Source organism: Micromonospora sp. C31 (assembly GCF_018070575.1).
GTDB lineage: Bacteria > Actinomycetota > Actinomycetes > Mycobacteriales > Micromonosporaceae > Micromonospora.
The window spans coordinates 331,772-357,236 of the sequence record NZ_JAGPXN010000002.1; the positions used below are offsets into that span (position 1 = coordinate 331,772).

30 protein-coding genes and 1 tRNA gene are annotated in these 25,465 nt (G+C 74.1%); 20 read left to right on the forward strand and 11 right to left on the reverse strand.

Features of this window, described 5'->3' with window-relative positions; translation table 11 throughout:
- Positions 1-97: 97 nt before the first annotated feature.
- The gene (locus KBX06_RS06445) at positions 98-517 is read left to right on the forward strand and encodes a thiol-disulfide oxidoreductase DCC family protein (RefSeq protein ID WP_210833271.1); all 420 of its coding nucleotides are present in this window, start codon (positions 98-100) and stop codon (positions 515-517) included.
- On the opposite strand, the gene KBX06_RS06450 is transcribed toward KBX06_RS06445, so the two are convergent.
- The 3 genes from KBX06_RS06450 to trxA all read right to left on the reverse strand — a co-directional run bounded on the left by KBX06_RS06450 (position 481) and on the right by trxA (position 2,346).
- On the reverse strand, positions 481-1,389 hold the full coding sequence (locus tag KBX06_RS06450; RefSeq protein ID WP_247685268.1) for an HTTM domain-containing protein: 909 nt from the start codon (positions 1,387-1,389) through the stop codon (positions 481-483). The genes KBX06_RS06445 and KBX06_RS06450 overlap by 37 nt on opposite strands.
- Positions 1,386-1,826: a hypothetical protein gene (locus tag KBX06_RS06455; RefSeq protein WP_210833273.1), complete on the reverse strand. Its 441-nt coding sequence runs from the start codon at positions 1,824-1,826 to the stop codon at positions 1,386-1,388. Before KBX06_RS06455 ends, KBX06_RS06450 begins: the two co-directional genes overlap by 4 nt.
- A gap of 157 nt (positions 1,827-1,983) precedes the next feature.
- A complete protein-coding gene (gene trxA / locus KBX06_RS06460; RefSeq protein ID WP_132231600.1) occupies positions 1,984-2,346 on the reverse strand; it encodes a thioredoxin in 363 nt (120 codons plus the stop codon).
- A gap of 548 nt (positions 2,347-2,894) precedes the next feature.
- Here trxA and KBX06_RS06465 point away from each other — a divergent pair.
- The 11 genes from KBX06_RS06465 to KBX06_RS06515 all read left to right on the forward strand — a co-directional run bounded on the left by KBX06_RS06465 (position 2,895) and on the right by KBX06_RS06515 (position 11,757).
- Positions 2,895-3,410, forward strand: coding sequence for a MaoC family dehydratase (locus tag KBX06_RS06465; RefSeq protein ID WP_210833274.1), 516 nt, complete (start codon positions 2,895-2,897; stop codon positions 3,408-3,410).
- 62 nt (positions 3,411-3,472) lie between these two features.
- Entirely contained in the window at positions 3,473-4,000 is a 528-nt protein-coding gene (locus tag KBX06_RS06470; protein WP_210833275.1) for a hypothetical protein, read from the forward strand.
- 157 nt (positions 4,001-4,157) lie between these two features.
- Positions 4,158-4,781, forward strand: coding sequence for an RNA methyltransferase (locus KBX06_RS06475; protein WP_210833276.1), 624 nt, complete (start codon positions 4,158-4,160; stop codon positions 4,779-4,781).
- Between the two features lie 81 nt (positions 4,782-4,862).
- Complete coding sequence (locus KBX06_RS06480; RefSeq protein WP_307854458.1) at positions 4,863-5,564, forward strand: DUF6758 family protein; 702 nt, start codon at positions 4,863-4,865, stop codon at positions 5,562-5,564.
- Between the two features lie 133 nt (positions 5,565-5,697).
- Positions 5,698-5,856, forward strand: a complete 159-nt coding sequence (locus KBX06_RS06485) for a hypothetical protein (RefSeq protein WP_007455302.1) — start codon at positions 5,698-5,700, stop codon at positions 5,854-5,856.
- Between the two features lie 6 nt (positions 5,857-5,862).
- Entirely contained in the window at positions 5,863-6,738 is an 876-nt protein-coding gene (locus KBX06_RS06490; RefSeq protein WP_210833277.1) for a PH domain-containing protein, read from the forward strand.
- A gap of 105 nt (positions 6,739-6,843) precedes the next feature.
- Entirely contained in the window at positions 6,844-7,932 is a 1,089-nt protein-coding gene (locus KBX06_RS27615; RefSeq protein ID WP_307854459.1) for a SigE family RNA polymerase sigma factor, read from the forward strand.
- Positions 7,929-9,206 (forward strand): hypothetical protein, encoded by a 1,278-nt coding sequence (locus KBX06_RS06500; RefSeq protein ID WP_307854460.1) that lies wholly within the window; start codon positions 7,929-7,931, stop codon positions 9,204-9,206. Before KBX06_RS27615 ends, KBX06_RS06500 begins: the two co-directional genes overlap by 4 nt.
- A 48-nt stretch (positions 9,207-9,254) precedes the next feature.
- On the forward strand, positions 9,255-10,121 hold the full coding sequence (locus KBX06_RS06505; RefSeq protein ID WP_210833278.1) for a PHP domain-containing protein: 867 nt from the start codon (positions 9,255-9,257) through the stop codon (positions 10,119-10,121).
- 40 nt (positions 10,122-10,161) lie between these two features.
- The gene (locus KBX06_RS06510) at positions 10,162-10,776 is read left to right on the forward strand and encodes a MarC family protein (protein WP_210833279.1); all 615 of its coding nucleotides are present in this window, start codon (positions 10,162-10,164) and stop codon (positions 10,774-10,776) included.
- A 138-nt stretch (positions 10,777-10,914) separates the two neighbouring features.
- Positions 10,915-11,757, forward strand: a complete 843-nt coding sequence (locus KBX06_RS06515) for a PD-(D/E)XK nuclease family protein (RefSeq protein WP_247685362.1) — start codon at positions 10,915-10,917, stop codon at positions 11,755-11,757.
- 151 nt (positions 11,758-11,908) lie between these two features.
- On the opposite strand, the gene KBX06_RS06520 is transcribed toward KBX06_RS06515, so the two are convergent.
- Positions 11,909-12,766, reverse strand: a complete 858-nt coding sequence (locus tag KBX06_RS06520; RefSeq protein ID WP_210833281.1) for an oxygenase MpaB family protein — start codon at positions 12,764-12,766, stop codon at positions 11,909-11,911.
- 99 nt (positions 12,767-12,865) lie between these two features.
- Positions 12,866-13,294, reverse strand: coding sequence for a Fur family transcriptional regulator (locus tag KBX06_RS06525; RefSeq protein WP_210833282.1), 429 nt, complete (start codon positions 13,292-13,294; stop codon positions 12,866-12,868).
- Between the two features lie 226 nt (positions 13,295-13,520).
- Between KBX06_RS06525 and KBX06_RS06530 the strand changes: the two genes are divergently transcribed.
- Complete coding sequence (locus KBX06_RS06530; protein ID WP_210833331.1) at positions 13,521-14,003, forward strand: DUF2231 domain-containing protein; 483 nt, start codon at positions 13,521-13,523, stop codon at positions 14,001-14,003.
- 38 nt (positions 14,004-14,041) lie between these two features.
- On the opposite strand, the gene KBX06_RS06535 is transcribed toward KBX06_RS06530, so the two are convergent.
- Complete coding sequence (locus KBX06_RS06535) at positions 14,042-14,380, reverse strand: hypothetical protein (protein WP_374225578.1); 339 nt, start codon at positions 14,378-14,380, stop codon at positions 14,042-14,044.
- 105 nt (positions 14,381-14,485) lie between these two features.
- Here KBX06_RS06535 and KBX06_RS06540 point away from each other — a divergent pair, with 105 nt between their 5' ends.
- Entirely contained in the window at positions 14,486-14,671 is a 186-nt protein-coding gene (locus KBX06_RS06540) for a hypothetical protein (RefSeq protein ID WP_247685369.1), read from the forward strand.
- A 23-nt stretch (positions 14,672-14,694) separates the two neighbouring features.
- On the opposite strand, the gene KBX06_RS06545 is transcribed toward KBX06_RS06540, so the two are convergent.
- Both KBX06_RS06545 and KBX06_RS06550 read right to left on the reverse strand, forming a co-directional pair.
- The gene (locus tag KBX06_RS06545) at positions 14,695-15,093 is read right to left on the reverse strand and encodes an FmdB family zinc ribbon protein (protein ID WP_210833283.1); all 399 of its coding nucleotides are present in this window, start codon (positions 15,091-15,093) and stop codon (positions 14,695-14,697) included.
- 62 nt (positions 15,094-15,155) lie between these two features.
- Complete coding sequence (locus KBX06_RS06550) at positions 15,156-15,824, reverse strand: 5-formyltetrahydrofolate cyclo-ligase (protein WP_210833284.1); 669 nt, start codon at positions 15,822-15,824, stop codon at positions 15,156-15,158.
- 85 nt (positions 15,825-15,909) lie between these two features.
- Between KBX06_RS06550 and KBX06_RS06555 the strand changes: the two genes are divergently transcribed.
- The 6 genes from KBX06_RS06555 (at position 15,910) to KBX06_RS06580 (ending at position 22,577) form a co-directional block, all read left to right on the forward strand.
- Positions 15,910-18,177, forward strand: a complete 2,268-nt coding sequence (locus tag KBX06_RS06555) for a diguanylate cyclase (protein WP_210833286.1) — start codon at positions 15,910-15,912, stop codon at positions 18,175-18,177.
- A gap of 9 nt (positions 18,178-18,186) precedes the next feature.
- Positions 18,187-19,149, forward strand: coding sequence for a UTP--glucose-1-phosphate uridylyltransferase (locus KBX06_RS06560; protein WP_210833287.1), 963 nt, complete (start codon positions 18,187-18,189; stop codon positions 19,147-19,149).
- Entirely contained in the window at positions 19,146-20,459 is a 1,314-nt protein-coding gene (gene glp, locus KBX06_RS06565) for a gephyrin-like molybdotransferase Glp (protein WP_210833288.1), read from the forward strand. Before KBX06_RS06560 ends, glp begins: the two co-directional genes overlap by 4 nt.
- 148 nt (positions 20,460-20,607) lie before the next feature.
- Complete coding sequence (locus KBX06_RS06570) at positions 20,608-21,216, forward strand: GNAT family N-acetyltransferase (protein ID WP_374225582.1); 609 nt, start codon at positions 20,608-20,610, stop codon at positions 21,214-21,216.
- Between the two features lie 178 nt (positions 21,217-21,394).
- The gene (locus KBX06_RS06575; protein WP_210833291.1) at positions 21,395-22,186 is read left to right on the forward strand and encodes a hypothetical protein; all 792 of its coding nucleotides are present in this window, start codon (positions 21,395-21,397) and stop codon (positions 22,184-22,186) included.
- A 317-nt stretch (positions 22,187-22,503) separates the two neighbouring features.
- Positions 22,504-22,577, forward strand: a tRNA-Ala gene (locus KBX06_RS06580).
- A gap of 64 nt (positions 22,578-22,641) precedes the next feature.
- Here the strand turns inward: KBX06_RS06580 and KBX06_RS06585 are convergent.
- The 3 genes from KBX06_RS06585 to KBX06_RS06595 are packed head-to-tail and all read right to left on the reverse strand — an operon-like array spanning position 22,642 to position 25,356.
- Complete coding sequence (locus KBX06_RS06585; protein ID WP_210833292.1) at positions 22,642-23,889, reverse strand: site-specific integrase; 1,248 nt, start codon at positions 23,887-23,889, stop codon at positions 22,642-22,644.
- Between the two features lies 1 nt (position 23,890).
- Positions 23,891-24,076 (reverse strand): AlpA family transcriptional regulator, encoded by a 186-nt coding sequence (locus KBX06_RS06590; RefSeq protein WP_210833293.1) that lies wholly within the window; start codon positions 24,074-24,076, stop codon positions 23,891-23,893.
- The gene (locus KBX06_RS06595; protein ID WP_210833334.1) at positions 24,073-25,356 is read right to left on the reverse strand and encodes a replication initiator; all 1,284 of its coding nucleotides are present in this window, start codon (positions 25,354-25,356) and stop codon (positions 24,073-24,075) included. The genes KBX06_RS06590 and KBX06_RS06595 overlap by 4 nt, the downstream gene beginning before the upstream one ends.
- Positions 25,357-25,465: the final 109 nt, after the last annotated feature.

A 25,465-nucleotide genomic window follows, 5' to 3' on the forward strand; every position in this document is an offset into this window, starting at 1 on the left:
TCATTCGAACACGCGTACGATCGCGGCGCAAGCGACCCGCCGTGTTCCCGCCCCCCCTCGCCGCACCGGGCGCGGTCGACGGGTGGAGGATGGAGGCATGGAGAGGTCGACGTTCGTCTACGACGGGGACTGCGCGTTCTGCACCCGGTGCGCCGAGTTCATCGACCGGCGCATCCCGACCGGCGTCCGGGTGGTGCCGTGGCAGTTCGCCGACCTCGACGCGCTGGGCCTGAGCGAGGCCGAGTGCGAGGAGGCGGTGCAGTGGGTGGGTGCGGACGGCTCCCGCGCGGCGGGCCCGGACGCGATCGCGCGGCTGCTCGGTGACAGCGGTCCGCTCTGGCGGGTCGCGGGCGCCGGCCTCCGGTTCCCCCCGGTACGCGCCGCCGCGTGGCCCGCGTACCGCTGGGTGGCCCGCAACCGGCACCGGCTGCCCGGCGGCACGGCCGCGTGCGCGCTGCCCCAGGAGGCGCGGGAGCGCCTCTACGGGCCGTCCGGCCGTCCGGCCGCGGACGCCTGACCCGCCAGTGCCGGTCCGGCGCCGGCGGGCGGTGCGGCGTCCCGCCCCCGGCGGGTGAGCAGCCGGCGTGCCCAGAGCACCGGCCGGACCCGCTCCAGCGGCAGGAAGGCGGTCATCGCGGCGAGGTGCGGGGCGAACGAGATCGTGATGGCCGCCATCGTGACCAGGTGGAACGAGTAGAAGAAGCCCACCATGGCCAGGCGCCAGCGCTCCCTGAGCAGGAAGACCACCGGGCTGAGCAGCTCGAACGCGACGATGCCGAACTGGGCGACGATCAGCAGGTACGGCACCGCGGCGATCAGGTCGGCCAACTCGGTGCCGCGCCGGATGATGGCCCTGGCCAGCACCGAGCCGGTGAGCCAGTCCAGCCCGCCGAAGCGCAGCTTGGCCCAGGCGGCCAGGAAGTACGTGCAGATGACGGCGATCTGGGTGACCCGCAGGGCCCAGCCGCCCGCCTCGGTGCGGGTGGCGTCGCCGTGCCGGGCCCGCCCCGCGGTGGGCAGCACGGCCAGCGCGACGAGCAGGCCGAAGCGGTCGTGGTCGACCTTGCCGTAGCTCATCGCGACGATCATCCACTCGAAGTAGAGCGCGAAGACCGTCCAGCCGAGCAGCCGGGGTGCCCGGCCGGTCGCGGCGAGCAGGGCGAGCAGCAGCAGGGCCCAGAAGAGCGCGCTGACCAGCGTCTGGGTCGGCGTGGGCAGCGGCAGCAGGCGGCCGACCAGCAGCGGCTGGTAGAGCTCGCCGGGCACCGCCACGCGGGTGCGTACCCAGGGGGTGAAGACGACCAGGTCGGCGGCGACGAAGAGGTAGATCAGCGTGCGGAAGGCGGCCACCCGGCCGCGGGGTACCGCCTCGGTCAACCAGCGGCTCATCGGTCCGCCCGCCAGGCGACCACGGTCTCGTCGGTCCAGCGGCCGGTGGGCCGCCCGTCGCGGATGCCGTGCCAGCGCACGACGATGCGGACCTCGACCAGCTCGGTCGCGTCCGGGTGGCGTTCGGCGTACGCGTCGGCGACCTCGGCGAGCAGCGCGGGGTCGGCGGCGTAGCGGCTCTGCTGGCCCTCGATCTCGGCCCGCCGGATGCCCGTGGCGCGCTCGCCCAGGTCGACGACCGCTCCGCTGCTGTCGACGCCCTCGACGCGGGTGTCCGGGGCGGGGGAGTTCGGCGGGTTGGACGTGGAGTACATCCGGAACGGGCCGAACGGGAAGTGGTCGTCGGCGCCCCAGGCGGTGCCGGCCAGCAGGACGGCCAGACCGAGGGCGGTGGCGGCGAGCCGGGCGGCGCGACCGCGGGTGGTCAAGGTATCCATCGGGTCGTGACGATACGGGATGTACCGCCCGCCCCGGCTCCCTCCGACGGCCACCAACCGCTGGCCAGGGGGCCAGAGCGGCCCTCTGCCCGGTGCCCGTCGGCCGGACGACGACGGCCGGGCCCGTCGGGACCCGGCCGTCGTGCGGCGCTGCGGCTCAGTGGCTGTGCCCGGCCAGCTTCTGGCGGACGTCGTCCATGTCGAGGGCCTGGACCTGCTCGATCAGGTTCTCCAGGGCGGACTCGGGCAGGGCGCCCGGCTGGGCGAAGACGATGACGCCGTCGCGGATCGCCATGATGGTCGGGATCGACCGGACGTCGAACTTGGCGGCAAGCTCCTGCTGCGCCTCGGTGTCGACCTTGCCGAACACGATCTCGGAGTGCTTGTCGGAGGAGCGCTCGTAGACCGGGGCGAACCGCTTGCACGGGCCGCACCAGTCGGCCCAGAAGTCGACCAGCACGATGCCGTCGCTGCCGGTCACCTCGTCGAAGTTTGCCGTGGTCAGCTCTACGGTTGCCATGAAAGTCTCCGATCGGCGCGGAATAGCTACGTCTGGTGGAACCAGGGCGTACCACGTGGAATTCCCGACCCGCTTCCGCCGAAACGTGCTCGTCGCGGCGCTGCGCGGGGCGCGCTCCCATCGATGATGGTTGTTTCCGTCCAGGGTTGCGTTACGCAAGTGCGCGGCGCATTTGCGTGACCGGACGTGATGGGAGCGTTTCCAGGGAGATCGACACGATTGACCGGAACGAATGAGCAATCGGGCGGTTGACAAGCGGCTATCCGGCGTGCGGCGCCCGCCGAGGCCCGGTCGGTTGCACACGCACAGTAATGTTACGAAAAGGTAAATGTGACCTCCGTCTCTGTTCGGTGTGCCCTCTCGTACGGCAGAATCCTCCGCATCAGAGCGTGGGCGGCGGGTGCCGGGGAGGGCCCCGCCGCTCATTGCGTCTCCCCCCGGCTGTGGCGGTGTGACATTTCCGCACGCCACGCGCCCCGCGCATCGCCTTAACACTCCATAAGGCATGCTGTGCCGAACTCCATCGCCGCCCGTCGAAGGGGACAAGGATGCAGTTCGGCCGCTACTACGAGGAGTTCGAGGTCGGCGCGGTCTACCGGCACTGGCCCGGCAAGACGGTCACCGAGTACGACGACCACCTCTTCTGCCTGCTCACCATGAACCACCACCCGCTGCACATGGACGCGCACTACGCTCAGACGGCGAGCCAGTTCAAGCGCAACGTGGTGGTCGGCAACTACATCTACTCGCTGCTGCTGGGCATGTCGGTGCCCGACGTCAGCGGCAAGGCCATCGCGAACCTCGAGGTCGAGTCCCTGCGGCACGTCGCGCCCACCTTCCACGGCGACACGATCTACGGCGAGACCACCGTGCTGGACAAGCGCGAGTCCTCCTCCAAGCCCGACCGGGGCGTGGTGTCCGTGGAGACCCGGGGCTACAACCAGGACGGCACCATGGTCTGCGTCTTCCGCCGCCGGGTGATGGTCCCCAAGAAGGAGTACGCCGCGACGGCGGTGCCCGAGGGCGTCGACCCGGAACGGCCCAGCTTCCCCGAACCGCGCTGACCGACGGGCCCCTTCTCATCCGGATTCCGGGTGGTAGGGGCCCTTTTTCCGATCCGGGGCTTATGCTGGCGCCGGAGGTCCCCATGAGCCACTCCGTCGCCGGAGAGCCGTCCTCTGCCGGCCGCCGCGCCGCACCGCTGACCACCGCCGTCTACTCCGCCGCCGAGTGGGATCTGCTGACCAGCCTGCCCGGCCGCGTGATCGTGGCCGCCGCCGCGCCCGCCCCCGGGCGGCCCCGCCGGGGCGTCGCCGCCGGGCTCGCCGGCCTCGACGCGCTCGCCGCCGGCCGGGCCTTCGACAGCGATCTCGTACGCGCGGTGGTCGTCGCCATCTATGCCCGCGACGACGGGGCGAGCGACCCCGTCGACCGCCTCGCCGACGTGGTGGACCTGCTCGCCGCCTGCCGGGCCGCGACCCGGGTGCTGCTGCGGCGGGCCGATCCCGCCGACTCGGCCGCGTACCGGCAGTGGGTGCAGTCGGTGGCGGCCCGGGTGTGCGGGGCGGCGACGACCGGGCCCCCGGGGCTGCCGCCGGCGCCCGCCGACCGGCGCTTCCTCGACCGGCTCGGGGTCGCGTTGGCGTTGCGCTGACCCGCTTCGCTCCACCTGCTGCGGGGGCGCTCCGTGCCGGAGTCCCGGACCGGGCTGCGGCTGCCCGGGGTCGGGTCGGGCTCCCGGGGGCGGGTCGGGCTCCCGGGGCCGGGGTTGCGGCCCGGGGCGGGGCCGGCGGGCCGTACCCTGCCTGACCGTGACCGGAGACCAGTTCGACGTCGGCGTGGGACCGTGGCCGGGGGACCCGCCGGACGACCCGCGCTACGACCCCGAGCTGCTCGCGGAGGGCGACCGACGCAACGTCGTCGACCGGTACCGGTACTGGCGGCGCGAGGCCGTGGTGGCCGACCTGGACCGGCGGCGGCACGACTTCCACGTGGCGATCGAGAACTGGCAGCACGACTTCAACATCGGCACGGTCGTCCGCAACGCCAACGCCTTCCTCGCCGCCGAGGTGCACGTCGTCGGCCGCCGGCGGTGGAACCGGCGGGGCGCCATGGTGACCGACCGCTACCAGCACGTCCGGCACCACGAGACCATCGAGGAGTTCGTCGCCTGGGCGGCCGGGCGGGAACTGCCCGTCGTCGGCATCGACAACCTGCCCGGCTCCCGGCCGCTGGAGACCACCACCCTGCCCCGCCGCTGCGTCCTGCTGTTCGGGCAGGAGGGCCCGGGCCTCTCCGGGCCGGCGCGAGCCGCCTGCGACCAGCTCTTCTCCATCGCGCAGTACGGCTCCACCCGGTCGATCAACGCCGGCGTGGCCAGCGGCATCGCCATGCACGCCTGGATCCGTACCCACGCCGGGCCGCCGCCGGACTGAGGCGGCCCGCCCGGGCTGGCATCCGGCGGCACCGAAACCGGCGCTCCGCTTGACGGGGCCGCGCCACGGGGTGACGGTGGGATGGTGAGTGTCGCGGTGAGTTGCCCTAAATGTGGTGGACCGGTGCGGGCGCCGGACCTGATGCACACCGAGTCGCGCTGCCTGGGCTGCGGGCCGGTCTCCCCACTGCACGTGCCCGAGCACATCGGGGCCGAGATCGTGGCCAGCGTGGTGGAGCGGATCGCCGCCGCCGCCGAGCCGCCGACCCGGCCGAGGGCGCCGCTGTGGTGCCCGTGGCCGCTGCCGACGGGCTGGACCATGACCGGCGTGGCGTACGCCGGCGACGACCGCACCGGGGTGCGCGCCACGGCGGTCGCCTGCGCCGGGCCGGAGCCGTTCGGGGACGGCCCGGCGGACGTGGTCTTCGTGGCCGAGGAGCCGGGCGTCGGCCTGGGCACCCGGTTCGCGGGGCTGGCCGGCCCGGACCCGGGCCCGGAGCTCGCGCAGGCGTTGACGGATCCCGGGCCGGGGCACCCGGAGCACGTGGGGCAGGCCAGGATCAAGGTGGCCGGTCATCCGACTCCACTGTGGCTCGTTAACTCGGCGACGGATCGAAGCGCGTACGCCGGCGAGGCTCGGGGTTTGTGGCTCCATGCGATAGCCTGGCCGGCGAGTGCGGGTCACCTGCTCGCGGAAGACGTCGTGCTGCACGACCTGACCGAGTGGACACCGCCCGAGCTCGTGTTCGGCGCACCGTCTCCGTACCTGCACGGGAAGGCTTGACGGGCCTCAGGGCTTGACAGGCAAACCGGAATGTCGGAGAACGGACGCAGATATTCACTGTACGACACCACACTGATACTCTGGGTGCCGCTGCGGTAATGGGACCCGGCGCCGCGCGAGAGGATGGCCCGCCATGGTCAAGAAGGTCCTCACCTGGGCCGGAATCGCATTCTTGATCTTCTTCGTCGCCTATCGACCAAATTCGGCGGCGGATGTGTTCAAGTCGCTGGGCGGCGGGATCATGGACATCGCCCAGGGGTTCGGCGATTTCTTCACCAGCCTCGTCGCCTAGCCGCCGATGGGAAACCCCTCCGGTCCACCCTTCGATCCCGACGATCCCGATCGGGAACGCCGGGAGCGCGACACGGAGCCGATCCCCCGGCTCGGCCCCGACGACGGGCCGGGCTACGGCACCGGTCCGGGCCTCTCCGACGGCCCCTCCCTTTCGGACGATGCCGGCTACGGCGACGGTCCGGCCTACGCCGGGGAGGGGCGGTCCGGTCGGGCCTGGGTCCGTGACCCGGAGGCCGGCTACCAGCCGCCGCAGATCTCCGAGGACGAGCTGGCCGGTCTGCGGGCCGACGCCTCCGGCATGGCGCCGCGCCGGGTGCTGCCGCTGGAGGACGAGCCCAGCTCGCTGGTCGCGCGCTATCTCTTCCCGACCGAGCGCTACCGGGGCGAGTGGAAGCGACACTGGATCCACCTCTCGACCCCGCTGCTGGTCGGCGTCGCCGCGACCTTCGTGCTCGGCTACCTCTCCGGCTTCCTCGCCGGGCAGGACGTGGGCGCGCTCACCACGATCGCGGTGCTGCTCTGGTTCGCCGTCATGGGCTGGGTGGCCTGGAAGGTCGCCGACTGGTGGTACGACCGCTTCATCCTGACCAACAAGCGGGTGATGGTCGTCAACGGCATCATCACCCGGCGGGTCGCGATGATGCCGCTGGTCCGGGTCACCGACATGAAGTACGAGCAGACCCCGACCGGCCGGGCGCTCAACTACGGCACGTTCGTGCTGGAGTCCGCCGGCCAGGAGCAGGCGCTGCGCGAGATCAAGAACCTGCCCAACCCGAACGAGCTCTACCTGCGCGTCGTCGAGGAGATGTACGAGCCGCAGGCGGTCGAGGCGCGGCTGGGCAAGGAGGCCGATGAGGCCAAGGCTGACGACGGGGCGTGAAACTTTTCGTCCGAACATCGGAGGAACCGCGCACCTTTCGCCGTCGCCCTGACCGCCCCTGGCGTGGCAACCTGCCAGGGGAACGGGGCGCGGAGGTGGCCGGTGGTGAGCAGGGATCCCTTGGAGGAGGAGTTCCGCGACTTCGTCGCGGCCCGCTCCGGTGCCCTGCTGCGCACCGCTTACCTCCTCAGCGGAGACTGGGCCACCGCCGAGGACCTGCTGCAGACCGCGTTGACCAAGACGTACCTGGCCTGGAAGCGGCTCGGCGGGATCGAGGCGATCGAGCCGTACGCCCGCCGGGTGATGATCAACACTTCGACCAGTTGGTGGCGCCGGCGCTGGCACGGTGAACGCCCGACCGAGGTGCTGCCCGAGCGGGCCGGGGTCGACGAGATCGAGCAGCAGCTCGACCGGGACCTGCTCTGGCGCCACCTGAGCGCGCTGCCCAGCCGGCAGCGGGCGGTGCTGGTGCTGCGCTTCTACGAGGACATGTCCGAGGCGCAGACCGCCGCCCTGCTCGGCATCTCGCCGGGCACGGTCAAGAGCCAGACCTCGCGCGCCCTGGGCACCCTGCGCCGCCGGATGGGCGCCGAGGCCACCCTCGACCTGCCGACCAGGACCGACCCGGTCCGAACCGACGGCACGGACGGGCCCGCCCCCGCCCGGGGCGGCACCGACCGGCTCGCTCCGGCGTACGGCGGCGTCGACCGTCCCGTCCCCGCGTACGGCGGCGCGACCGGTCGTTCCGCCCCCGTGCACGGCGGTGCCGGCCGGCTCGCGCCGGCCAGCGGCGGCACGCCGGTCCGCCCGTCGACGGCGTACGGGGCGCCGACGATGGTGGTGGGGGAGGACGCGGCAGCCGTGGTCGCCGCGACGAACGCCCCACCGGCTGTCGCGCCGGCCCCAGCGGGCAGCCCGGACGGCGCTGCCGCCGCCCCGGGCAGGTCGGGAAACGCCACCGCCACCACCCCCGCCGCCGGTGGGCTTCCGACACCGGTCGCCGGGCTCCCCGTGGCGACCGCCCCGCCCGCGCCGGACGCCGGGGGTGGTACGCCGCCCGCCGAGTCGACGGACGAGTCGGCGGACGATCAGGTCCCCGTGGCCTCGGGCGCGCGCGCCGGCGCCGGGGCGGCGTCGCGTACCGCCCGCGACGGGCGACAGGCCGCCCGCACGGGCGCCGAGGAGCACCGGTGAGTCGTCCGGCCGGCCGTGGTGACAACCGGACCGACGGCCCGCCGCGTCCATTCGCCGTGACCCGGGACGAGCTGGAGCAGGCGGTGCGGGAGACGTTCGCCCGGCGGGTGGCCGTCGCGCGCCCGCTCGCCGCCGACCCGGCGGGACTGGCGATCCGGCGGGCCGACCGGTCCCGGCGCCGGCGGGCGCTGACCGGGATCGCCCTCGCCGCGGTGGCCACCGTGACGCTCAGCGCCGGGATGGCGCAGCTGGGGCGGCAGCCCGGGCGGCCCAGCCATCCCACCGTCGTGCTCGGCGGTCCGTACGCCTCGCCGCTGCCGGGCCCGACGCCGCCGCTGTCGGCCGCCCCGCGGTCCGACCTGGGGCGGGGCGAGGTGGATCTCATCCTCGACGAGGTCCTGGTCACCGCCGCCGGGCAGCGGATCGCCCTGCCCGACGTGGGCCGGTCCGCCGAGCGCGCCCAGCGGCTCCCCGACCGGGCCGGCTGGGCGGTGGTGGGCGTGCCGACGGCGGCCGGCCGCTCGCTGTGGATCGTGCTGCCGGACGGCGCGGCACACCTGCTCCTGGCCGGCGCACGGGACATCGTCCTCAGCCCGGACGGGCGGCAGGTGGCCTGGCGGGAGGGGACGGACCTGGTCGTGGCGGGCATCGTCGGCACCCAGGTCGTCGCCGCCGCCCGCACCCCGGCGCCGCCCGCCGCGGTGCCGGTCGGGTTCGCCGGCGACACCGTCCTGGTCCGCCTCGACCCGGGCCGGCCCGGCCACGCCCTGTGGCGCCCGGCGGCGGGCCCGCCGCGCGGCGCGGGCGACGGGGCGCTGCACCTCCACGGCATCCGCCCCGACGGCCTGGCGGTCGCGCTGGTGTCCGCCGGCACCCCCCGCCGACCCTGCGTCGCCCTGCTCGACCCGGCCCGCGACCTCGCGCCGGTGCGGACGGGTTGTGGGCCCACGCTGACCGTCGACGGGGCCGGCGCGGTCTCCGCCGACGGGCGGTGGCTCCTGACCAACGGGAAGGCGGGCGGGCAGGACCGCGCGTTGCTGATGGACCTGGACCGGCTCACCCCCGCCCCGGCGACCCGCCCGGCCGGTCCGCCCGTGGCCGGGCCGGTGGCCTGGACGCCGCAGGGCGCGGCCCACTACTCCGACGGGGCCGGCACCCTGGTGCGGGTCGAGGTGGGCCGGGTGCTCGCCGGCGAGGCGGCCCGGTCCGCGCCCGTGACCGGCCTGCCCGCCGGGGGCCGCCCGGTGCCGGTGGGCGACGGGAGCCGTTCCTGAGCGCGCCCGCGTGCCCGGGGCGGGCCGTCGGCCGGTAGCGTCGGGCCGATGAGCGCGGCACCGCGGATCGACCTGCACACCCACTCCACCGCCAGCGACGGCACGCTCAGCCCGGCCGAGCTGGTGCGGGCGGCGGCGGAGTCGGGGCTGGACGTCGTGGCGATCACCGACCACGACACCACGGCCGGCTGGGCGCCCGCCCTGGCGGCGCTGCCGGCCGGGCTCAGCCTGGTCCGGGGCGCGGAGCTCTCCTGTCGCTGGTACGGCGAGGAACCCCCGGTGCCGCTGCACCTGCTGGCGTACCTGTTCGATCCGGACGCCCCGGAACTCGTCGCGGAGCTGGCCCGGGTGCGGGCCGCCCGGGAGGAGCGGGGCGAGCGGATCGTGGCGCTGCTGCGGGCCGACGGGATCGACGTGAGCTGGCCGGCGATCCTGACCGGCGCGGGCGGCGGGACCGTGGGTCGGCCGCACATCGCGCAGGCGCTCATCCGGGCCGGCCTGGTTGCCACCACCACGGAGGCGTTCGGGCCGGACTGGCTGGGTGAGCGCTACCGGCTGCCCAAGGAGGACATCGACGTCTTCCGCGCGGTCCGGCTCGTCCGCGCGGCGGGCGGCGTACCGGTGTTCGCCCATCCCCGGGCCAGCCGGCGGGGGCGGATCGTGCCCGACGAGCTGATCGCCGACCTGGCCGCGATCGGGCTGGCGGGGCTGGAGGCCGACCACGAGGACCACTCCCCGGCCGAGCGGGCGCACGTGCGGGCCCTGGCCGACGAGTTGGGACTGCTGGTGACCGGCTCGTCGGACTTCCACGGCACGCACAAGACCGTCCGACTCGGCGCGTTCACCACCGACCCCGGGGCGTACGAGCGGATCGTCGCCGAGGCGCGCGGGGTGACCGAGGTCGCTTCCGGCTGATCCGCGTTTCCGTCTCCGGCGGCGCGGCTACCTTGATCACGTGGATGCCAAGCTGTTCGGTGAGGTCTTCGTGACCCTGCTGGTGATCGTCGACCCGCCGGGCATGATGCCCATCTTCCTGGCGCTGACCGGCCCGCTGACGGCGCGGGACCGCAACCGGGCGGCCTGGCAGGCCGTCGCCCTGGCGCTGGGCGTGATCGTGATCTTCGCGGTGGCGGGGCAGACGCTGCTCGACTACCTGCACGTGGACCTGCCGGCCCTCCAGGCCGCCGGCGGGCTGTTGCTCATCCTGGTGGCGCTGGAGCTGCTGACCGGCAAGGCCGACGACCCGAGTCAGCAGGTCACCTCGAACATCGCCCTGGTGCCGCTGGGTACGCCGCTGCTGGCCGGCCCCGGCGCCATCGTGGCCACCATGCTCTTCGTCCAGCAGGCCGACGGCGGGGCGGACGTCACGGCCATCGCCGCCGCGATCGTGGCCGTGATGGCCACCGTGTGGATCGTGTTGCGGTTCTCCGGCGGAATCGTCAAGGTCCTGCGGCCCGGCGGTATCGAGGTGCTGACCCGGATCGCCGGTCTGCTGCTGGCCGCGATCGCGGTGCAGCTCATCGCGGACGCGGTGGCCGCGTTCGTGACCCAGTACGCCGACATGACCTGACCGGCGACCGGTTCCGTCGGGGGTGGATGGCAGGATCGCGGTGTGCGACGAGCCTCTTCAGCCGGACGGTCCTCCACCAGCGGCGGCCGGGCGCCCCGCCCGCGCGGCGAGCAGCCCGAGCAGCTCGGCTTCGAGGGCATGCCGGAGCGGCTCTTCGTCTGCACCCCCAGCAAGCTCGGCGCCTACGCCGACTGTCCCCGCCGCTACCGCTACTCCTACGTCGACCGTCCGGCCCCGCCGAAGGGCCCACCCTGGGCGCACAACTCCCTCGGCGCGAGCGTGCACACGGCCCTGAAGAACTGGTACGCCCTGAGCCCCGAGCGGCGCCGGCCGGAGGCTCTCGCCGCGTTGCTCAAGGGCACCTGGGTGCGCGAGGGCTACCGCGACGACGAGCAGGAGCGGGCGGCCTACCGGCGGGCGCTGGGCTGGCTGGAGTCCTACGTCGAGACCCTGGAGCCCGGCGTCGATCCGCTCGGCGTGGAGCGGGTGGTGGCGGTCAAGACCGCCGTGCTGGCCTTCAACGGCCGGGCCGACCGGATCGACTCCCGCCCCGGGCCCGACGGCCCGGAGCTGGCGATCGTCGACTACAAGACGGGCCGCACGGGGCTGGACGCCGACGACGCGCGCGGCTCGCAGGCGCTGGCGCTCTACGCGTACGCCGCCGAGCGGGTGTTCCGCCGGCCGTGTCGCCGGGTGGAGCTGCACCACCTGCCGAGCGGCACGGTGGCCGCGCACGAGCACACCGCGGAGTCCCTGGCCCGGCAGCTCACCCGGGCGGAGGAGACGGCCCGCGACATCATGGCCGCCGAGCGGGCGGTGGCCGACGGGGAGGACCCCGACGAGGCGTTCCCGACCACGCCAGGCCCACGTTGCGGCTGGTGCGACTACCGGCGCACCTGCCCGGTGGGGGCGCAGGCGCCGGGCAAGGAGCCGTGGGCGGCCGTCGAGCGCGCCGTCGACCCGGTGCCCGGCCAGGACTGACCGGCCCGGCTCGCCCGGCCGACAGCCGGGTCAGCCGCACACTCGGCCGGCAGTCGGGCCGGCCGCGCGGTCGGGCCGGCAGTCGGGTCAGCCGCACGCCCCGACCGGCAGCGCGTTCGGGCCGGCCGTGCCGGTCAGGCCGGCGTTCCCGTCAGGCCGGCGTGCCGGCGAGCCGGGCGGCGCGTTCCTTGGCGGCCTGCTGCAAGGGGCCCTCCAGCCACCGGCGCGGCAACGTGGCGAGCGTCAGCCGCAGCGCCCTGACGCTCAGGTCGGCGGAGAGCGCGGTCGTGGGCAGGCCCAGCCCGCCGTACATCCGCCTGGCCCAGGCCGGCAGCAGCGCGAGCGCGGTGCCGGCGATGCCGAAGTACGCCCAGCGGGGCGGCCCGAGGTTGAGCCCGATCCGGGCGGGCAGGCTGAGCTTCCACGGGATCGGCGGCGCGGTGAGGAAGAGCGCCGTCTCGGCCGCCTCGCGGGTCATCCGCAGCTCCGGGCGGATCCGCCGGTAGTAGTCGGCGACCTCGGCGGCGGTGCCCGGGACGGTCTGCGGGTCGAGGCCGACCAGGGCTGCCGAGCGCCGCTGCTCGGTGTAGTAGCCGTCGATCTCGTCGGCGGCCAACGGCAGCCCGGCCCGGCGGGCCGTGTCGAGGAACGACTCGACCTCGGTGACGTGCACCCAGCGCAGCAGCTCGGGGTCGTCGACGCGGAACTCCTCCCCGGTGGACAGGTCGGTGGCCCGCAGGCGGGCGTGCCGGCGGCGCACCCGGAGCCCGGCGGCCTCCGCCTCGGCGGTGGTGCCGTAGATGGTGGTGCCCACGTAGGTGGCGGTGCGCACCAGGCGGCCCCAGGCGTCGGAGCGGTAGTTGCTGTTCTGGGCGACCCCGGCCATGGCCCGGGGATGCAGCGACTGGAGGTAGAGCGAACGCAGGCCGGCGACGATCAGGATCGGCTCCTCGTGCACCTTCCACGTGACCGAACCGGGACCGAAGAGACCGAGGTCATCGGAGTCCACCGACCAAGCGTGCCACGCCCCGTCGCCGCGCGCCGCGCGGAAGAGCCCGCCGGCCGGTGTGCGGAGGGCCGCCGGGCGTCGTGCGGAGGGCTCCGGCCGTCAGTCGTCGGCGGAGCGGCGGGCCTGACAGGTGGGGCAGAGGCCCCAGAACGTCACTTCCGCCTCGTCGACCTCGAACCCGTGGGCGATGTCCGGATCCAGGCAGGGCGCGCTGCCGACCGCGCAGTCGATGTCGGCGATCTCGCCGCAGCCCCGGCAGACCACGTGGTGGTGGTTGTCCCCGGCCCGGGCCTCGTAGCGGGCGGGGCTGCCGGCCGGCTCGATGCGGCGGGACAGCCCGGCCCGGGAGAAAGCGCCCAGCACGTCGTAGACGGCCTGGGTGGAGACCGAGTCGAGGCGCTCGCGGACCCGGCGGGTGATCTCGTCGACCTCCAGGTGACCGCCGGCGGCCAGCACGTCGAGCACGGCGAGGCGCGGTCGGGTGACCCGCAGGCCCCTCGACCGGAGCAGTTCCTCACCACCGGGCATGTGCCAATGACAGCACGCGGCCCGGTGAGCGACAACCGGCCTCCGCGGCAGCGTGGCGCCGGCCACAGCCCGGTCGCCGTCCGGGTCGACGCGGGCGGGACATCGCCGCCGGCCGATGGTGAACCGGACCGGCTCCGGGCACGTGTTCCCGGTCGAGACGATCTGGGCGGGACGGCCGGCGCACCGTACGCTGGCACCCCGCGACCGCGTACCGCCGGAGGTGTGGATGTTCAAGGAGATCCTGGGTCTGCCGGCCCACGTGCTGGTGGTGCACGCGGTCGTCGTGCTCGTGCCGCTGCTGGCCCTGCTCGCCGCCGCCTACGTGGCGTTGCCCCGGTTCCGGGCACGGCTGGACTGGGCGGTGGCGATCCTCGCCGTGGTGGCACCGGTGTCGGCCTTCGTCGCCGTCGAGTCGGGGGAGGAGCTGACCGACGCGTTCGTCGCCCGGGGCATGCAGGGCCCGATCGTGGAGCAGATCTTCGCGCACTGGCGCTACGGCGACATCCTGTTCCGCTGGGTGCTGCCGCTGGCTGCGGCGTCGTTGCTGCTGCTCTTCCTGACCAGCGGGCACCGCCGGGTGCCGAAGCTGCCGTCCTGGGTGACCCCGGTGCTGTCGGTCGTGGTGGTCGCGCTCGGCGCCGTCAGCCTCGTCTACGTCTACCTGACCGGGCACTCGGGGGCCGAGGCCGTCTGGGGCAACACCCTCTGAGGGGCCGCCGGTCCGGGGGTGGCTCGCCAGCGTGCCCGTCAGAACAGCAGCCGGGAGCAGAGCACGCAGACGAGGACCACCAGCACCACACCGGCCACCGTGCCCACGCCGTACGTGAGCCGCTGCGCCCGCTGCTCGGCGGCGTCGAGCTCCGCCATGTCCTGCGGCGGCAGCCGCCGGGGCGGGGGCGGTCGCAGGTGCACCGGTGGGCGCCACCCGGGCGGGGGCGGGGTGGTCGCGGGCGGGCCCGGGTAGCCGCTTCCCCGCGCCGGGGGCGGCGCGGCCGGCCCCGGCGGTACGCCCGGGGGCCGCTCGGGCGAGGCGTCGGGACGCCGCCAGTAGTCGTCCGGGGCGCCGCCGGAAGTGGGGATCGTCACGCCGTCCGACGCTACCAACGCACAAGCCCGCCGGCCGGCCGGACGCGGCGGCCCGGCGGTTCGTCGCCGGCTCCGCCGGCCGCGGCTGCGCTAGTCTTTCCGCTCGTGGGCATCACCGAGGATCCGGGCAACCCGGCGGTACGCGGCGACGACGACCGCACCGTCGACCTCAGCGACGACTTCGTGGTGCTGCCCGAGCAGACCGCCGACGACACCGACCGGGGCTGGGGCGAGCGCCCCGGCGGCAACGACGACTGGCTGCTCGCGGAACGCCCCCCGCACTGGGACTGACCGGGCCCACCCCGCGGCGTAACTCAGGAGGTGCTGGCGGCCGGGGTCTTGCCCCCACCGGTCTTGCCCCCACCGCCGGAGGAGCCGCCCGCGCTCGACGACGAGGACGAGCCCGACGACGAGGACGAGGACGAGCCGGACGAGCCGCCGGACGAGCCGCCGGACGAGCCGGAGTCGCCGCCGGAGGTCGAGTCCGACTTCGCCGGCTTGGCGGCGGCACCGCCGCTCACCGTGTCCGAGCCGGACGAGCGCGAGTCCGTGCGGTAGAAGCCCGACCCCTTGAACACGATGCCGACGGAGTTGAAAAGCTTGCGCAGCCGTCCCTCACACGCCGGGCACTCGGTCAGCGGCGAGTCGGAGAAGGACTGCACCGCCTCGAGCTGGTGACCGCACGCGGTGCAGGCGTACTGGTACGTGGGCACGTTCTCCTCCGGATCTGGACACGGCCGGTTGGCACTCGACGTATTCGAGTGCCAATGGTGCGTCATCGCCCCCGGATTCGTCCAGCGGAAGTGTGGGGCGCGACACCCGCCACGCCCCCCGGGGCGGCGTCCAGCGTACGCAGGCCGTCGGCGGGCGTGACGACCGCGCGTACCGGTCGGTCGTGCGGCTCGGCGGGCAGCGCCTCCACCAGCTCGCCGTCGTGCAGCGGGACCACGGTCAGGGCGGTCGCCGGCACCCGGGCCAGCGCCCGGTCGTACGAGCCGCCGCCCCGGCCCAGGCGCAGTCCCCGGCGGTCCACCGCCAGCGCCGGCAGCACCACCAGCCGCGCCCCGGCGACCGCCGCCCGGCCCAGTCGCGGCCCCGCCGGCTCGCGCATCCCCCGCCCGGCGGCCACCAGGGCGTCCGGCCCGCTCCAGGCCGCCCAGTCCAGGTCGAGGTCGTCGCGGAGCACCGGCAGCAGCAGCTCCCCGCCGGGCGGCAGCGCCGCGTGCAGCAACGCCGGCAGGTCGGGCCCGCCCGGCTCGGAGCCGACCGGCACGTACGCCGTCATCCGCACCGGACACAGCCGGCGTACGAGAGCCACCAGTTCGGCCTGGACGCGCCCGGCGGCGTCGGCCCGCTGCGGCGCGGCCAGCGCCCGGCGACGGGCGAGCACGGCGGCGCGCACCTGCCGCTTCGCCTCTTCCGCTCCATCAGAAAAATCGGGCACGCAACACTCCTGACGCAACGCTTGTCACCTGGTGGCTCTGTGTCAGCATCGCAAGCAACGGCGGCGGAACTTCCGGGGGGACCGAGTGACGCTACGCGGGCGATTGACCACAGCCTTCCTGGCGGTGGCGCTCGGCCCGGTGGTGCTCGGGGTGATGTTCGTCGGGGCGACCGTGGCGGCGGTCGACTCCAGCCGCTCCACCGAGCGCCTGGCGGTGGCCGCCGCGACCGTGCGCACCTCCGTCGCCGCCCTCTGCCAGCAGTTGCGGGCCGCCGCCGACGCCGTCGCCCTGACCAGTGACCGGCCGGCCGCCGCGAGCCAGGCGGTCCGCCGCAACCTGGCCGCCGCCGTGCGGGTCACCGACGTCACCGGCCGGGTCACCTACGCCACGCCCGACGGCCCCGCGCAGCCCTGGTGGGACTGCGCCGGCCCGCCGGTCGCCGGGCCGGTGCGGGCGCTCGCCGCCCGGGCCGACCTGCTCGACCGGGCCGGCGGGCCGCTGGGCACGGTCACCGCCGCGCAGCCGGTCGACCCGGCGTTCGTGGCGCGACTCGCGGCCGTGACGGGAGTGGCGGTCACCCTGCTCGACGACGCGGCGGCGCCCGTCCGGCTCGTCTACAGCACCGAGTCGACCGGGGTACGCGACGCCGTGCTCGCCGCCGCCGGCACGCTGCGCGGCGAACGGGTCACCGAGACCCCCGGTGGCCGGTACGTCCGCCGCGTCGGCCCGTCCTCCGGGCAGCCCCTGCCGCTGGTGCTCTCGGTGCCCAGCGAACGACCCCGGGGCCTGTACGTCGCACTGGGCTCGGCGGTGCTGGTGGCGACCCTGCTGGCCGTGGTGGCCGCCGGGCGGCTGGCCCGGGTGACCACCCGCCCGCTGGTCGAGCTGGCGGGCGCGGTGGACCGGGTCGCGCGCGGCGACCTGACCGCCCGGGTGCCGGTACGCAGCCGCGACGAGATCGGCCGGCTGGCCGGCGCGTTCAACCGGATGACCCGTGAGACGGGCACCTACGTGGCGGCGTTGACCAGCAGCCGGGACCAGCTGCGCGGGCACCTCGCGGTGCTGGGGGACACCCTGGCGAGCACGCACGACCTGCAACGCATCCTGCGGGTGATCCTGCACAGCGCGATCGCCGCGACCGGCGCCCGGGCCGGGGCGGTGCTGCTGGTCGACGACGGCGGGGTGCTCGTCGCGCAGTGCACCGAAGGGCTGGCCGGGCCCGCCACCGGCGACGAGCGGCCGGGGCCGTTGCGGGTGCCGCTGGGCAGCGGCGTGGTGGGCGCGGTCGCGGCCACCGGGGAGCCGCGCCGGGGCCGGGTGGAGCCGTCCGCCGCGCCGCCCGGGGAGCCGCGCTGCCGCACCTACATCGCGGTGCCGTTCGCGGCCCCCGGCACGGCCGACCCGTCCGACGCCACCGCCCGCGACGGGCCGGTCGTCCGCCCCGGGTCGGAGCAGGCGGCCCCCGCCGGGGCGCTCGGCGTACTGGCCCTCTACGACCGGCTCGGCGCGGAGGAGTTCGACGACGACGACCTGGTCACGCTGCGCACCTTCGCCGGCCACGCCGCCGTGGCGGTGGACAACGTCCGGGTGCACGAGGAGGCGCAGCGGCTCTCGCTGACCGATCCGCTCACCGGGCTGTGGAACTACCGCTACCTGAAGGAGTCGATCCGACGGGAGGTCGAGCGGGCGACCCGGTTCGGCCGGATGCTCAGCGTCCTCGCCCTCGACCTGGACAGGTTCAAGGCCGTCAACGACACGTACGGGCACGCGGCCGGCGACGCCGTACTGGCCGAGTTCGCCCGCCGGGTGCGCGGCGAGATCCGCGAGGTCGACCTCGCCTTCCGGCAGGGCGGCGAGGAGTTCGTGCTGCTGCTGCCGGAGACCGACGCCCGGGGCGCGACGATCCTCGCGGAGCGGCTCGGCGCGGCGATCCGGGAAGCCCCGATCGCCGCCGACGGGCACGGCGGGGCGGCCGTGGCCATCGGAGTCACCGTCTCCATCGGCATCGCCGTGCATCCGGACCACGGCGGCACCGGCCAGCAGGTGCTGGACGCCGCCGACGACGCGCTCTACGCCGCCAAGGCGGCCGGCCGGGACACCTGGCGGATCGCCGCGGAACGCGCGGCAGCACCGGCGCGGGAGATCCCCGTCCCGGCCGCGGCGGTCACCCCCGAGGACGGCATGCCGCGCGCCGGCGCTCCCCGTCAACCGGCGCGGGCCCGCCCCGAACCGGCCGATCCCGCCGACGCCGACCCGGGGAGCGCGCCGGCCGCGCCCGACCCGGTGCGGCCGGGTCCCTGCGGCGGCGCGTCTTCCGGTCCTCACCCTCCACGACAGAGCCGTGGCCGATAGTCTCGCGACATGTCGGAGCACTCAGCGAACCCCTCATCGGCGACCGCCGCAACCGGTCGCTCCCGCGCGGTCAAGGCCGTCATCCCGGCCGCCGGTCTGGCCACCCGGTTCCTGCCGGCCACGAAGGCGGTGCCCAAGGAGCTGCTCCCGGTGGTCGACCGGCCGGTGTTGCAGTACATCGTCGAGGAGGCCACCCAGGCCGGCATCGGTGACGTGCTGCTGATCACCGGGCGGGGCAAGACGTCGATGGTCGACCACTTCGACCGCCGCCCCGACCTGGAGGCGCGGCTGGAGGCGAAGGGCGACACCGAGCGGCTGGCGGCCGTCCGCGGCCCCAGCGAGCTGGCCGAGATCTACACCTGCCGCCAGCCCGAGCAGCTCGGCCTGGGCCACGCCGTCGGCTACGCCGAGTCGCACGTGGGTGACCAGCCCTTCGCGGTGCTGCTGGGCGACGAGTTCGTCAAGCCCGCCGAGCCGCTGCTGCCGGCCATGCTGGAGCTGCAGGCGCGTACCGGCGGCGTGGTGCTGGCCTTCTTCGAGGTCGACCCGGCCGAGACGAAGCGCTACGGCATCGCCTCGGTGGAGCCGGCGGAGGCGGAGCTGACCGACATCGGCGAGGTCGTCCGGGTCACCGGCATGGTCGAGAAGCCCACGCCGGAGGACGCGCCGAGCAACCTCGCGGTGCTGGGCCGTTACGTGCTGCCGAGCAGCATCTTCGACGCGATCCGACGGACGAAGCCGGGCAGCGGCGGGGAGATCCAGCTCACCGACGCGATGGAGCTGCTGCGCGGCGAGGGCACGCCGGTGCACGCGATCGTCTACCGGGGCACCCGCTACGACACCGGCATGCCGCTGGGCTACCTCCAGACCGTGGTGCAGATCGCCGCCGAGCGCGACGACCTCGGCACCGAGTTCCGCACGTGGCTGGCCGAGTTCGTCAAGACCGACGCGTCGGGCGTGACTGGTACATGACAGCGTCGGCCGACGCCGAGGCGGCCGCGAACGAGTTGACGCCGCTCGCCGACTACCTGGGCAGCGTGCTGCGCAGGTTACGCGCGCTGCCTCCGCTCGACCTCGACCTCACCCAGGCGCACGGCAACGTCCTCGCCGAGGACGTCGTGGCACCGCACTCCTTCCCGGCCTTCGACCAGGCGGCCATGGACGGGTACGCGGCGCGCTGGGAGGACATCTCCGGAGGCGGCCGGGGCGTGGGCTACGTCCCGAGCCAGTCCGGCGGGCCGGGCGGGCGCACCTTCCGGCTCAACGTCGTCGGCGACCTCGGCGCGGCGAGCTGGCGGCCGGTCCGGCTCACCCCGGGCGCCTGCTTCTCCGTCGCCGCCGGGGCGCCGCTGCCGCTCGCCGCGGACGTGGTCGTCCCGGTCGAGTGGACCGACCAGGGCATGGCCGCGGTGGAGATCTTCCGCGTCCCCAAACGGGGGTACGGGGTACGCCGGGCCGGCGAGGAGCTGCCCGCCGGCACCCTGCTGGCCCGGGCCGGCACCTACGTGTCGCCGGCGCTGGTGGCGGTCTTCGCCGCCACCGGCATCGGGCACGTCGTGGTCCGGCCCAGTCCCCGGGTGGTCATCGTGGCCACCGGCGACGAGCTGGTCGACGTGGGCCGGGGCAGCCAGCCCGGCCAGACGGTCGACGCCAACTCGCACGCGCTGACCGCCGCCGCGGCCGAGGTGGGTGCCCTGGCGTACCGGGTGGGCATCTGCGACGACGATCCGGAAGGGCTGCGCGGGTTGCTGGAGGACCAGACGCTGCGCGCCGACCTGATCATCACCACCGGGGGCACCGGCACCGGGCCGGGCGACATGGTGCGGCGGATCCTCTCCCGCCGGGAGGGCAGCCGGGCCGGTCCGGTCACCTTCACCGAGGTCGCGCTCTACCCCGGCACCTCGCTCGGCTTCGGCACGGTCGGCGCCGAGGAGGTGCCGGTGGTCTGCCTGCCCGGCGACACCGGCTCGGCCCTGATCGGCTTCGAGGTGCTGGCACGCCCGGCGATCAACCTGCTGGCCGGGGCGGAACCGGTGTTCCGGCCCAGCGTCCGCGCGCACCTGCTGGAGACGATCTCGTCCCCGGTGGGGCTGCGCGAGTTCCGTCCCGCGCACGTCGCCGAGCGGCGCGGCGGCGGCTACACGGTGCAGCCGCTCAACGGTGGCCCGTACACCCTCTCGGGGTTGGCCGAGGCGAACGGGCTGATGGTGCTCGGCGAGCGGGTGACCACCGCGGCGGCGGGTTCCACGGTGGACGTCCTCCTGCTGGACCGGCGCCGGTGAGCGCGCGCGGTGTGCTCGCGGGCCGTATGGCCGCGGGCGGGACGGGCGGCCCGGTGGGCGCCGCCCGGGCATCGACGTCGTCGGTCGCGAACGGAAGGCCTGGTCCGTGAGTCTGTTCGGGGTCGAGCGGGCACCGGGGTGGCCGGCGGTGCTCACCGACGGGCCGGTGCTGCTGCGGCCCTACCGGCGTTCGGACGCCGCCGCCTGGTCGGAGGTGCGCCGCGCCAACCGCGGGTGGCTGGCGCCGTGGGAGTCGTCCATCCCCGGCAACTGGCACGAGCTGAACTCGCCGGCCGCGTTCCGCTGGGTGCACCGCGACCAGCGGCGGTCGGCGCGCACCGGCGAGGGAATGCCGTTCGCCGTCTGCCTGCGCGAGGACGGCCGGGAGCGGCTGGTCGGCCACCTCAACGTGGGCAGCATCGTGCGGCGCGCGTTCTGCTCGGCGTACGTGGGCTACTGGGTGGACTTCCGGGCAGCCGGTCGCGGCGTCATCCCCACCGCGCTGGCGCTCGCCGTCGACCACGCGTTCGGCGAGGGTGGGCTGCACCGGGTCGAGGTGAACATCCGCCCCGAGAACCGGCCGTCCCGGCGGGTGGTGGAGAAGCTGGGGTTCCGCGAGGAGTCGTACCACGTGCGCTACATGCACATCGACGGTGCGTGGCGGGACCACATCGGATACGCGATGACCAGTGAGGAGGTCGCCGCCGAGGGTGGGCTGCTGGCCCGCTGGCACCGGGTCCGCGCCGCCACCGGGTGAGCCGTCCCACGCACGGGATCGGCGCGGCGTGTCAGCATCCGCGTCCACGGCCCGTAACCTCAAGTAACTGCAAGCTGTGGCAAGCGCTGCTGCATCCGTACGATCCGCGCATCCGACCGCCATCGGTGGAAGATCATGCGGCCGGGCGGTGGTTGCTCCGAATTCGGTGACGGGAGGGGTGAGGGTGCCGACCTCGGTGCTCCTCGCCGTCCTCGCCGCCGCCGGTCTGCTCGCTCTCGCTCCGGCGCTGGTCCGCCGGTACGACGCCACCGAGCGGCTGGTGGCGGAGCGGGCGCAGTCGACGGCGCGGGTGCTCCAGCGCCGCCGGCGACGCCGCACTGTGCCGGGGCGCCGCCCGGTGCACCCGCCCCGTAACCTCGTCATAACCCTCAGCGAGGATGCGGGTACGGGCGTGCTCTCCGCGCCCGTCTCCGCGCCTCCCGCCGCGCGCCGGTCGAAGCGGCTGAGCGCCGTGCCGCCGGCCCCCCGCAAGGGCCGCCGCCGGCCGCCGCCCCGCCGGCACCACCCGCCCGCCGTCTACCGGCGCCGCCGGGTGCTCGCCGCGCTGCTGCTGCTGAACTTCGTCGAGCTGATCGGCGTGGTCGTGGTCAGCCCCGGCTTCTGGATCAGCTTCGGGGTCACCGCCGCGCTGCTGGTCACCTACGTCGTACACCTGCGGAGGCTGGCGGTGGCGGATCGCCGGCGGCGGCGGGCGCGGGCCCGGGAGGCGGCGTGGCTGGCCGCACGGCAGGCCGAGGTGCGGCGCGAGCAGGCCCGGCGCGCGGCGGCCCGCCGGGAGGCGCAGCGCCGCCTGGCGGCCCAGCGCGAGGTGGTACGCCGCGCCGCGATGGGCCTGGACCGGCCGGCGGACCTGCCGGCGGCGGCCAACGGCGGCTCCGTCTCCTACCGCCGCTCGGGCGGTCTGCGTGGTCGCCCGTACCAGTCCGGCCGCGGCTCCCACTCGGCCTGATGCGGGGCCTGGGCGGACATGCCGGTGCCGGGGGTGTCGTAGCGGCGGGCGGTGTCGTCGTTCCAGACGTCTTCCTGTCGCATCCACCCCACGCTGCTCACCGGCGCCCGCAATGTCCATCGATTTCGCGTTCGCCGGCGGCCGGTCCGGCGCCTTCGTTGAGATCTTGGTGGCTCACGGCCCCTGGAGGGGCTGTTTCGTGCCAAGATCCTCGCCGCGCGGGGGGTGGATTCGCGGCGAGGGCGGTGAACCTGTTAGCCTTGGCGCCGGCCCGCCCGGTGAAAGCCGGGTGGGACCGATGCCGGTCCGCCGGCGGAGGGGTTGTGGCGCAGTCCGGTAGCGCACCTCGTTCGCATCGAGGGGGTCAGGGGTTCGAATCCCCTCAACTCCACCCAATATGCCAATGGCCAGCGGAAACGCTGGCCATTGATCATTGGGCACAGATCCGGCACAACTCAGTCCGGAAGCCTCACACCAGGGCGGTCCCCCGCAGCCTCGCGAAGCGCGGTGCTGACGATGTTGCGACGCCGGTTCTTCTTCGGCCACCAGTGCACATACGTCTCCAGCGTGATCCGCAGGCTGGAGTGCCGTAGCGCGTTCTGCACGTCGGTCGGGTCGGCACCCGAGGTGATGAGGCGAGTAGCGAAGTAGTGCCGCAGGGAGTGGAACGTTCCTTCCTCGGGCCAGCCCGCAGCCTTGCGCCAACTACGCCACAGGTCGGACCAGCGCTGATCGTGAATCGGCTTGCCCTGGTCGTCGGTGAACAACAGCGAGACCGTCCGGCGCTTCGCCTGCTTCCCCGGATCGGGGGTCCCGCCGGTGATGTCGGGCAGCTCCACCAACGCGGGCGGGTACTTGCGGACGTGCTCCGCGAGCACTAGCGCTACGTGATCGTCCAAGTCCACATCCCCCACTGAGCCGGACTTCGGTCGAGCGAGGTAGAACCCGCCGTACTGGCCTTTGTGAAACCGTAGCTGCTGAACTACGTGCAACTCCTGACGTGAACGATCGATACACCGTTCGCTGTTCTCCAGGCCCAGAACCTCACCCAGGCGCAGCCCTTCGCCCGCACCGCACCAGATGGCCGCCTGGTAACGGTCAGGAACGACCTTTACCAAGGCAAGCATGTCTTCATCGGTGGGAACCCACTTCGGCGCACGAGATAAACCCCGCAGGATTGCCGACAGCCGTACCGCTTTGCACGGGTTATCGGAAATCACCTTGTCCGCTACAGCGGCGTTCATGACGGCGTTGAACAGGTTGAAGTATGTCTTCACCGAGGATTGCGCCACGTTGTTTCGAAGCAGGAGGGCTAGCCACTCCAACACGTCCGTGAGCGTGATCGCCCGCATTTGCCGCTTGCCGACGTGCGGATAGAGATGATGCCGGAGACGTGACTCCGTGTGGCGCTGGTAGTCGAGGGCTTGCCCGATCTGCCGCGACAGCCGCCACCGCTCGCCGTACTCACGGAAGGTGATGTGTCGTTCCGCCTGGTCGATCTTGGTTTCTGCTGCAACGCCCGAGCGGCATTCGAGGTCGAAGGCTTCCGCGTCGGTCTTGCGCTCGAACAGCTTCTCTCGGGGCTCACCAGCGGCGTCGGCATAGCGCACGCGCCATCGCTTGCCCCTGCCGTGCCGCTTGGAGGGAAGCCGCTTCTTGTCTGGCCCGCGCTTGGTCAGGTACCACAAGTCATCGATGGGCATGTCAGGCCGCCTTGTCGTGGAACCAGGCCCGCACGTCGGCGGGGTCGTATCGGAGGTGGCGGCCGACGCGGGACGCGCGGGGGCCGATTCGGCGGTGGCGCCATTGGTAGAGGGTGCCGACGGGGATGCCGAGGAACGCCGACACGTCGGTGACGCTCCACAGCCGTTCGGTGGTGGGGGTGGTCATCGGGGTTCCTTTCTGGCTTGCTGTCGTGCCGTTCGAATGCGGTCACCGATGGCGGTGGCGAGTTCGAGTTGCTCGGGCGAGTCGTAGCCGATGCCGAGGATCTGCCAGTTGTTGACGACCAGGACGTCGGTGTCTTCGGGCAGGCCGGCTTCGGTGAGGGCGGTGTGGATCTGGTGGGTTCGGCGTTCCGCGCGGAGGTTCTTGAAGGTCGTGGAGTAGATCCGCGATTTGGTGAGGAAGTGGCCTCGGAAGCCGAGCATGTGCGCCCAGTGGCGCAGTTTGAGATCGGCGTACTGGTCGAGTCCGCCGAGGTCCCACGCGGTTTGGATCATCGCCCTGTGGTGGGCGGTGACCCGCAGTCGGTCGATGTGCGCCTGTGAGCGGATACGACGGTCGCCGGTCTCGGTGGCGCCGGTGCCCTTGGTGGCGTACTTGGCGATGTAGCCGGCAAGCCGGGTGTCGGCTACGGCCTGGTCCCCGTCGTCGGCGGCGTCGTCGATGTCGATGTCGGTGGCGGTGATGTCCTTGACGTCGACCTGTGCGCCCCACCCGAGAGGCAGCACGGTCCCGTCCGGTCGTGCGGTGTCCAGCTCGACGGAGGAAGCCGCGGAACGCACCGCGTCGGCCAGGACGTCGGCGGTCAGCCACACCGGGGGCGACGAGTCCGGCCCGGATGGGCCATCGGCGCGGATGACGGCGTGGAAGTGGACCAGGCCGCGCCGCTGGTATTCGGCGACCTTGGCGTAGGAGATCCGCAGGTGTGCCCCGGATGCGCGGACGGTGAGGCCCCCGGCGGCGGCGACCGCGCGGCGTAGGGCGATGGTGAAGCGGTGCCAGAGTTGGCCGCTGTGTGCCTGCCACAGCACCGCACCCGTGTAGTCGTAGGAGCCGGTGTCGAGTGGGCTACCGAGCAGCGGATGCCCTTCGGGGTGCCAGCGTCCGCAGGCACAGGGCCGCTTGCCGGGCCGGTTGTGCACCGCACCGAAGGACGGGGCGGTGAGGGTGACGAACAGCCGCGTGGACCGGGCCACGGTGTCGGGGACGCCTTTGCCGCCGGACATGCCCGCGTGGATCAGGTGCCAGGCGTCGGCGGCGTACCGGTCGGCGCAGGACGGGCACACGGCCGATCGGCGGGTGCCACACGGCGCCCACACCTTGCCCTGCCGAGACGCGATCAGGTCACCGCTGCCGGTGTGCCGGACCTCGAACTTGCCGAGCAGGCGTACCGGTTGCAGGCAGCCTTTGACGCTCTCTACGCCGGTCCGGAACGTGTCAAGGATTTGAGGCCAGCGGGAGTTATGCGGCCTGAGGTTCCGGCTCTGGCTTGTTGATCCACACGTGGTCGGGTAGATCGAGGATCTTCGGCAGGAGCCGGCTGGTGCCGAAGCG

What these genes read in the sequence shown, in the direction of transcription:
- KBX06_RS06445 (WP_210833271.1), top strand. Translation starts at nt 98, where the DNA reads ATGGAGAGGTCGACGTTCGTCTACGACGGGGACTGCGCGTTCTGCACC.
- KBX06_RS06450 (WP_247685268.1), bottom strand. Translation starts at nt 1,389, where the DNA reads ATGAGCCGCTGGTTGACCGAGGCGGTACCCCGCGGCCGGGTGGCCGCC.
- KBX06_RS06455 (WP_210833273.1), bottom strand. Translation starts at nt 1,826, where the DNA reads ATGGATACCTTGACCACCCGCGGTCGCGCCGCCCGGCTCGCCGCCACC.
- trxA (WP_132231600.1), bottom strand. Translation starts at nt 2,346, where the DNA reads ATGGCAACCGTAGAGCTGACCACGGCAAACTTCGACGAGGTGACCGGC.
- KBX06_RS06465 (WP_210833274.1), top strand. Translation starts at nt 2,895, where the DNA reads ATGCAGTTCGGCCGCTACTACGAGGAGTTCGAGGTCGGCGCGGTCTAC.
- KBX06_RS06470 (WP_210833275.1), top strand. Translation starts at nt 3,473, where the DNA reads ATGCTGGCGCCGGAGGTCCCCATGAGCCACTCCGTCGCCGGAGAGCCG.
- KBX06_RS06480 (WP_307854458.1), top strand. Translation starts at nt 4,863, where the DNA reads ATGGTGAGTGTCGCGGTGAGTTGCCCTAAATGTGGTGGACCGGTGCGG.
- KBX06_RS06485 (WP_007455302.1), top strand. Translation starts at nt 5,698, where the DNA reads ATGGTCAAGAAGGTCCTCACCTGGGCCGGAATCGCATTCTTGATCTTC.
- KBX06_RS06490 (WP_210833277.1), top strand. Translation starts at nt 5,863, where the DNA reads ATGGGAAACCCCTCCGGTCCACCCTTCGATCCCGACGATCCCGATCGG.
- KBX06_RS06505 (WP_210833278.1), top strand. Translation starts at nt 9,255, where the DNA reads ATGAGCGCGGCACCGCGGATCGACCTGCACACCCACTCCACCGCCAGC.
- KBX06_RS06515 (WP_247685362.1), top strand. Translation starts at nt 10,915, where the DNA reads ATGCCGGAGCGGCTCTTCGTCTGCACCCCCAGCAAGCTCGGCGCCTAC.
- KBX06_RS06525 (WP_210833282.1), bottom strand. Translation starts at nt 13,294, where the DNA reads ATGCCCGGTGGTGAGGAACTGCTCCGGTCGAGGGGCCTGCGGGTCACC.
- KBX06_RS06530 (WP_210833331.1), top strand. Translation starts at nt 13,521, where the DNA reads ATGTTCAAGGAGATCCTGGGTCTGCCGGCCCACGTGCTGGTGGTGCAC.
- KBX06_RS06560 (WP_210833287.1), top strand. Translation starts at nt 18,187, where the DNA reads ATGTCGGAGCACTCAGCGAACCCCTCATCGGCGACCGCCGCAACCGGT.
- glp (WP_210833288.1), top strand. Translation starts at nt 19,146, where the DNA reads ATGACAGCGTCGGCCGACGCCGAGGCGGCCGCGAACGAGTTGACGCCG.
- KBX06_RS06585 (WP_210833292.1), bottom strand. Translation starts at nt 23,889, where the DNA reads ATGCCCATCGATGACTTGTGGTACCTGACCAAGCGCGGGCCAGACAAG.
- KBX06_RS06590 (WP_210833293.1), bottom strand. Translation starts at nt 24,076, where the DNA reads ATGACCACCCCCACCACCGAACGGCTGTGGAGCGTCACCGACGTGTCG.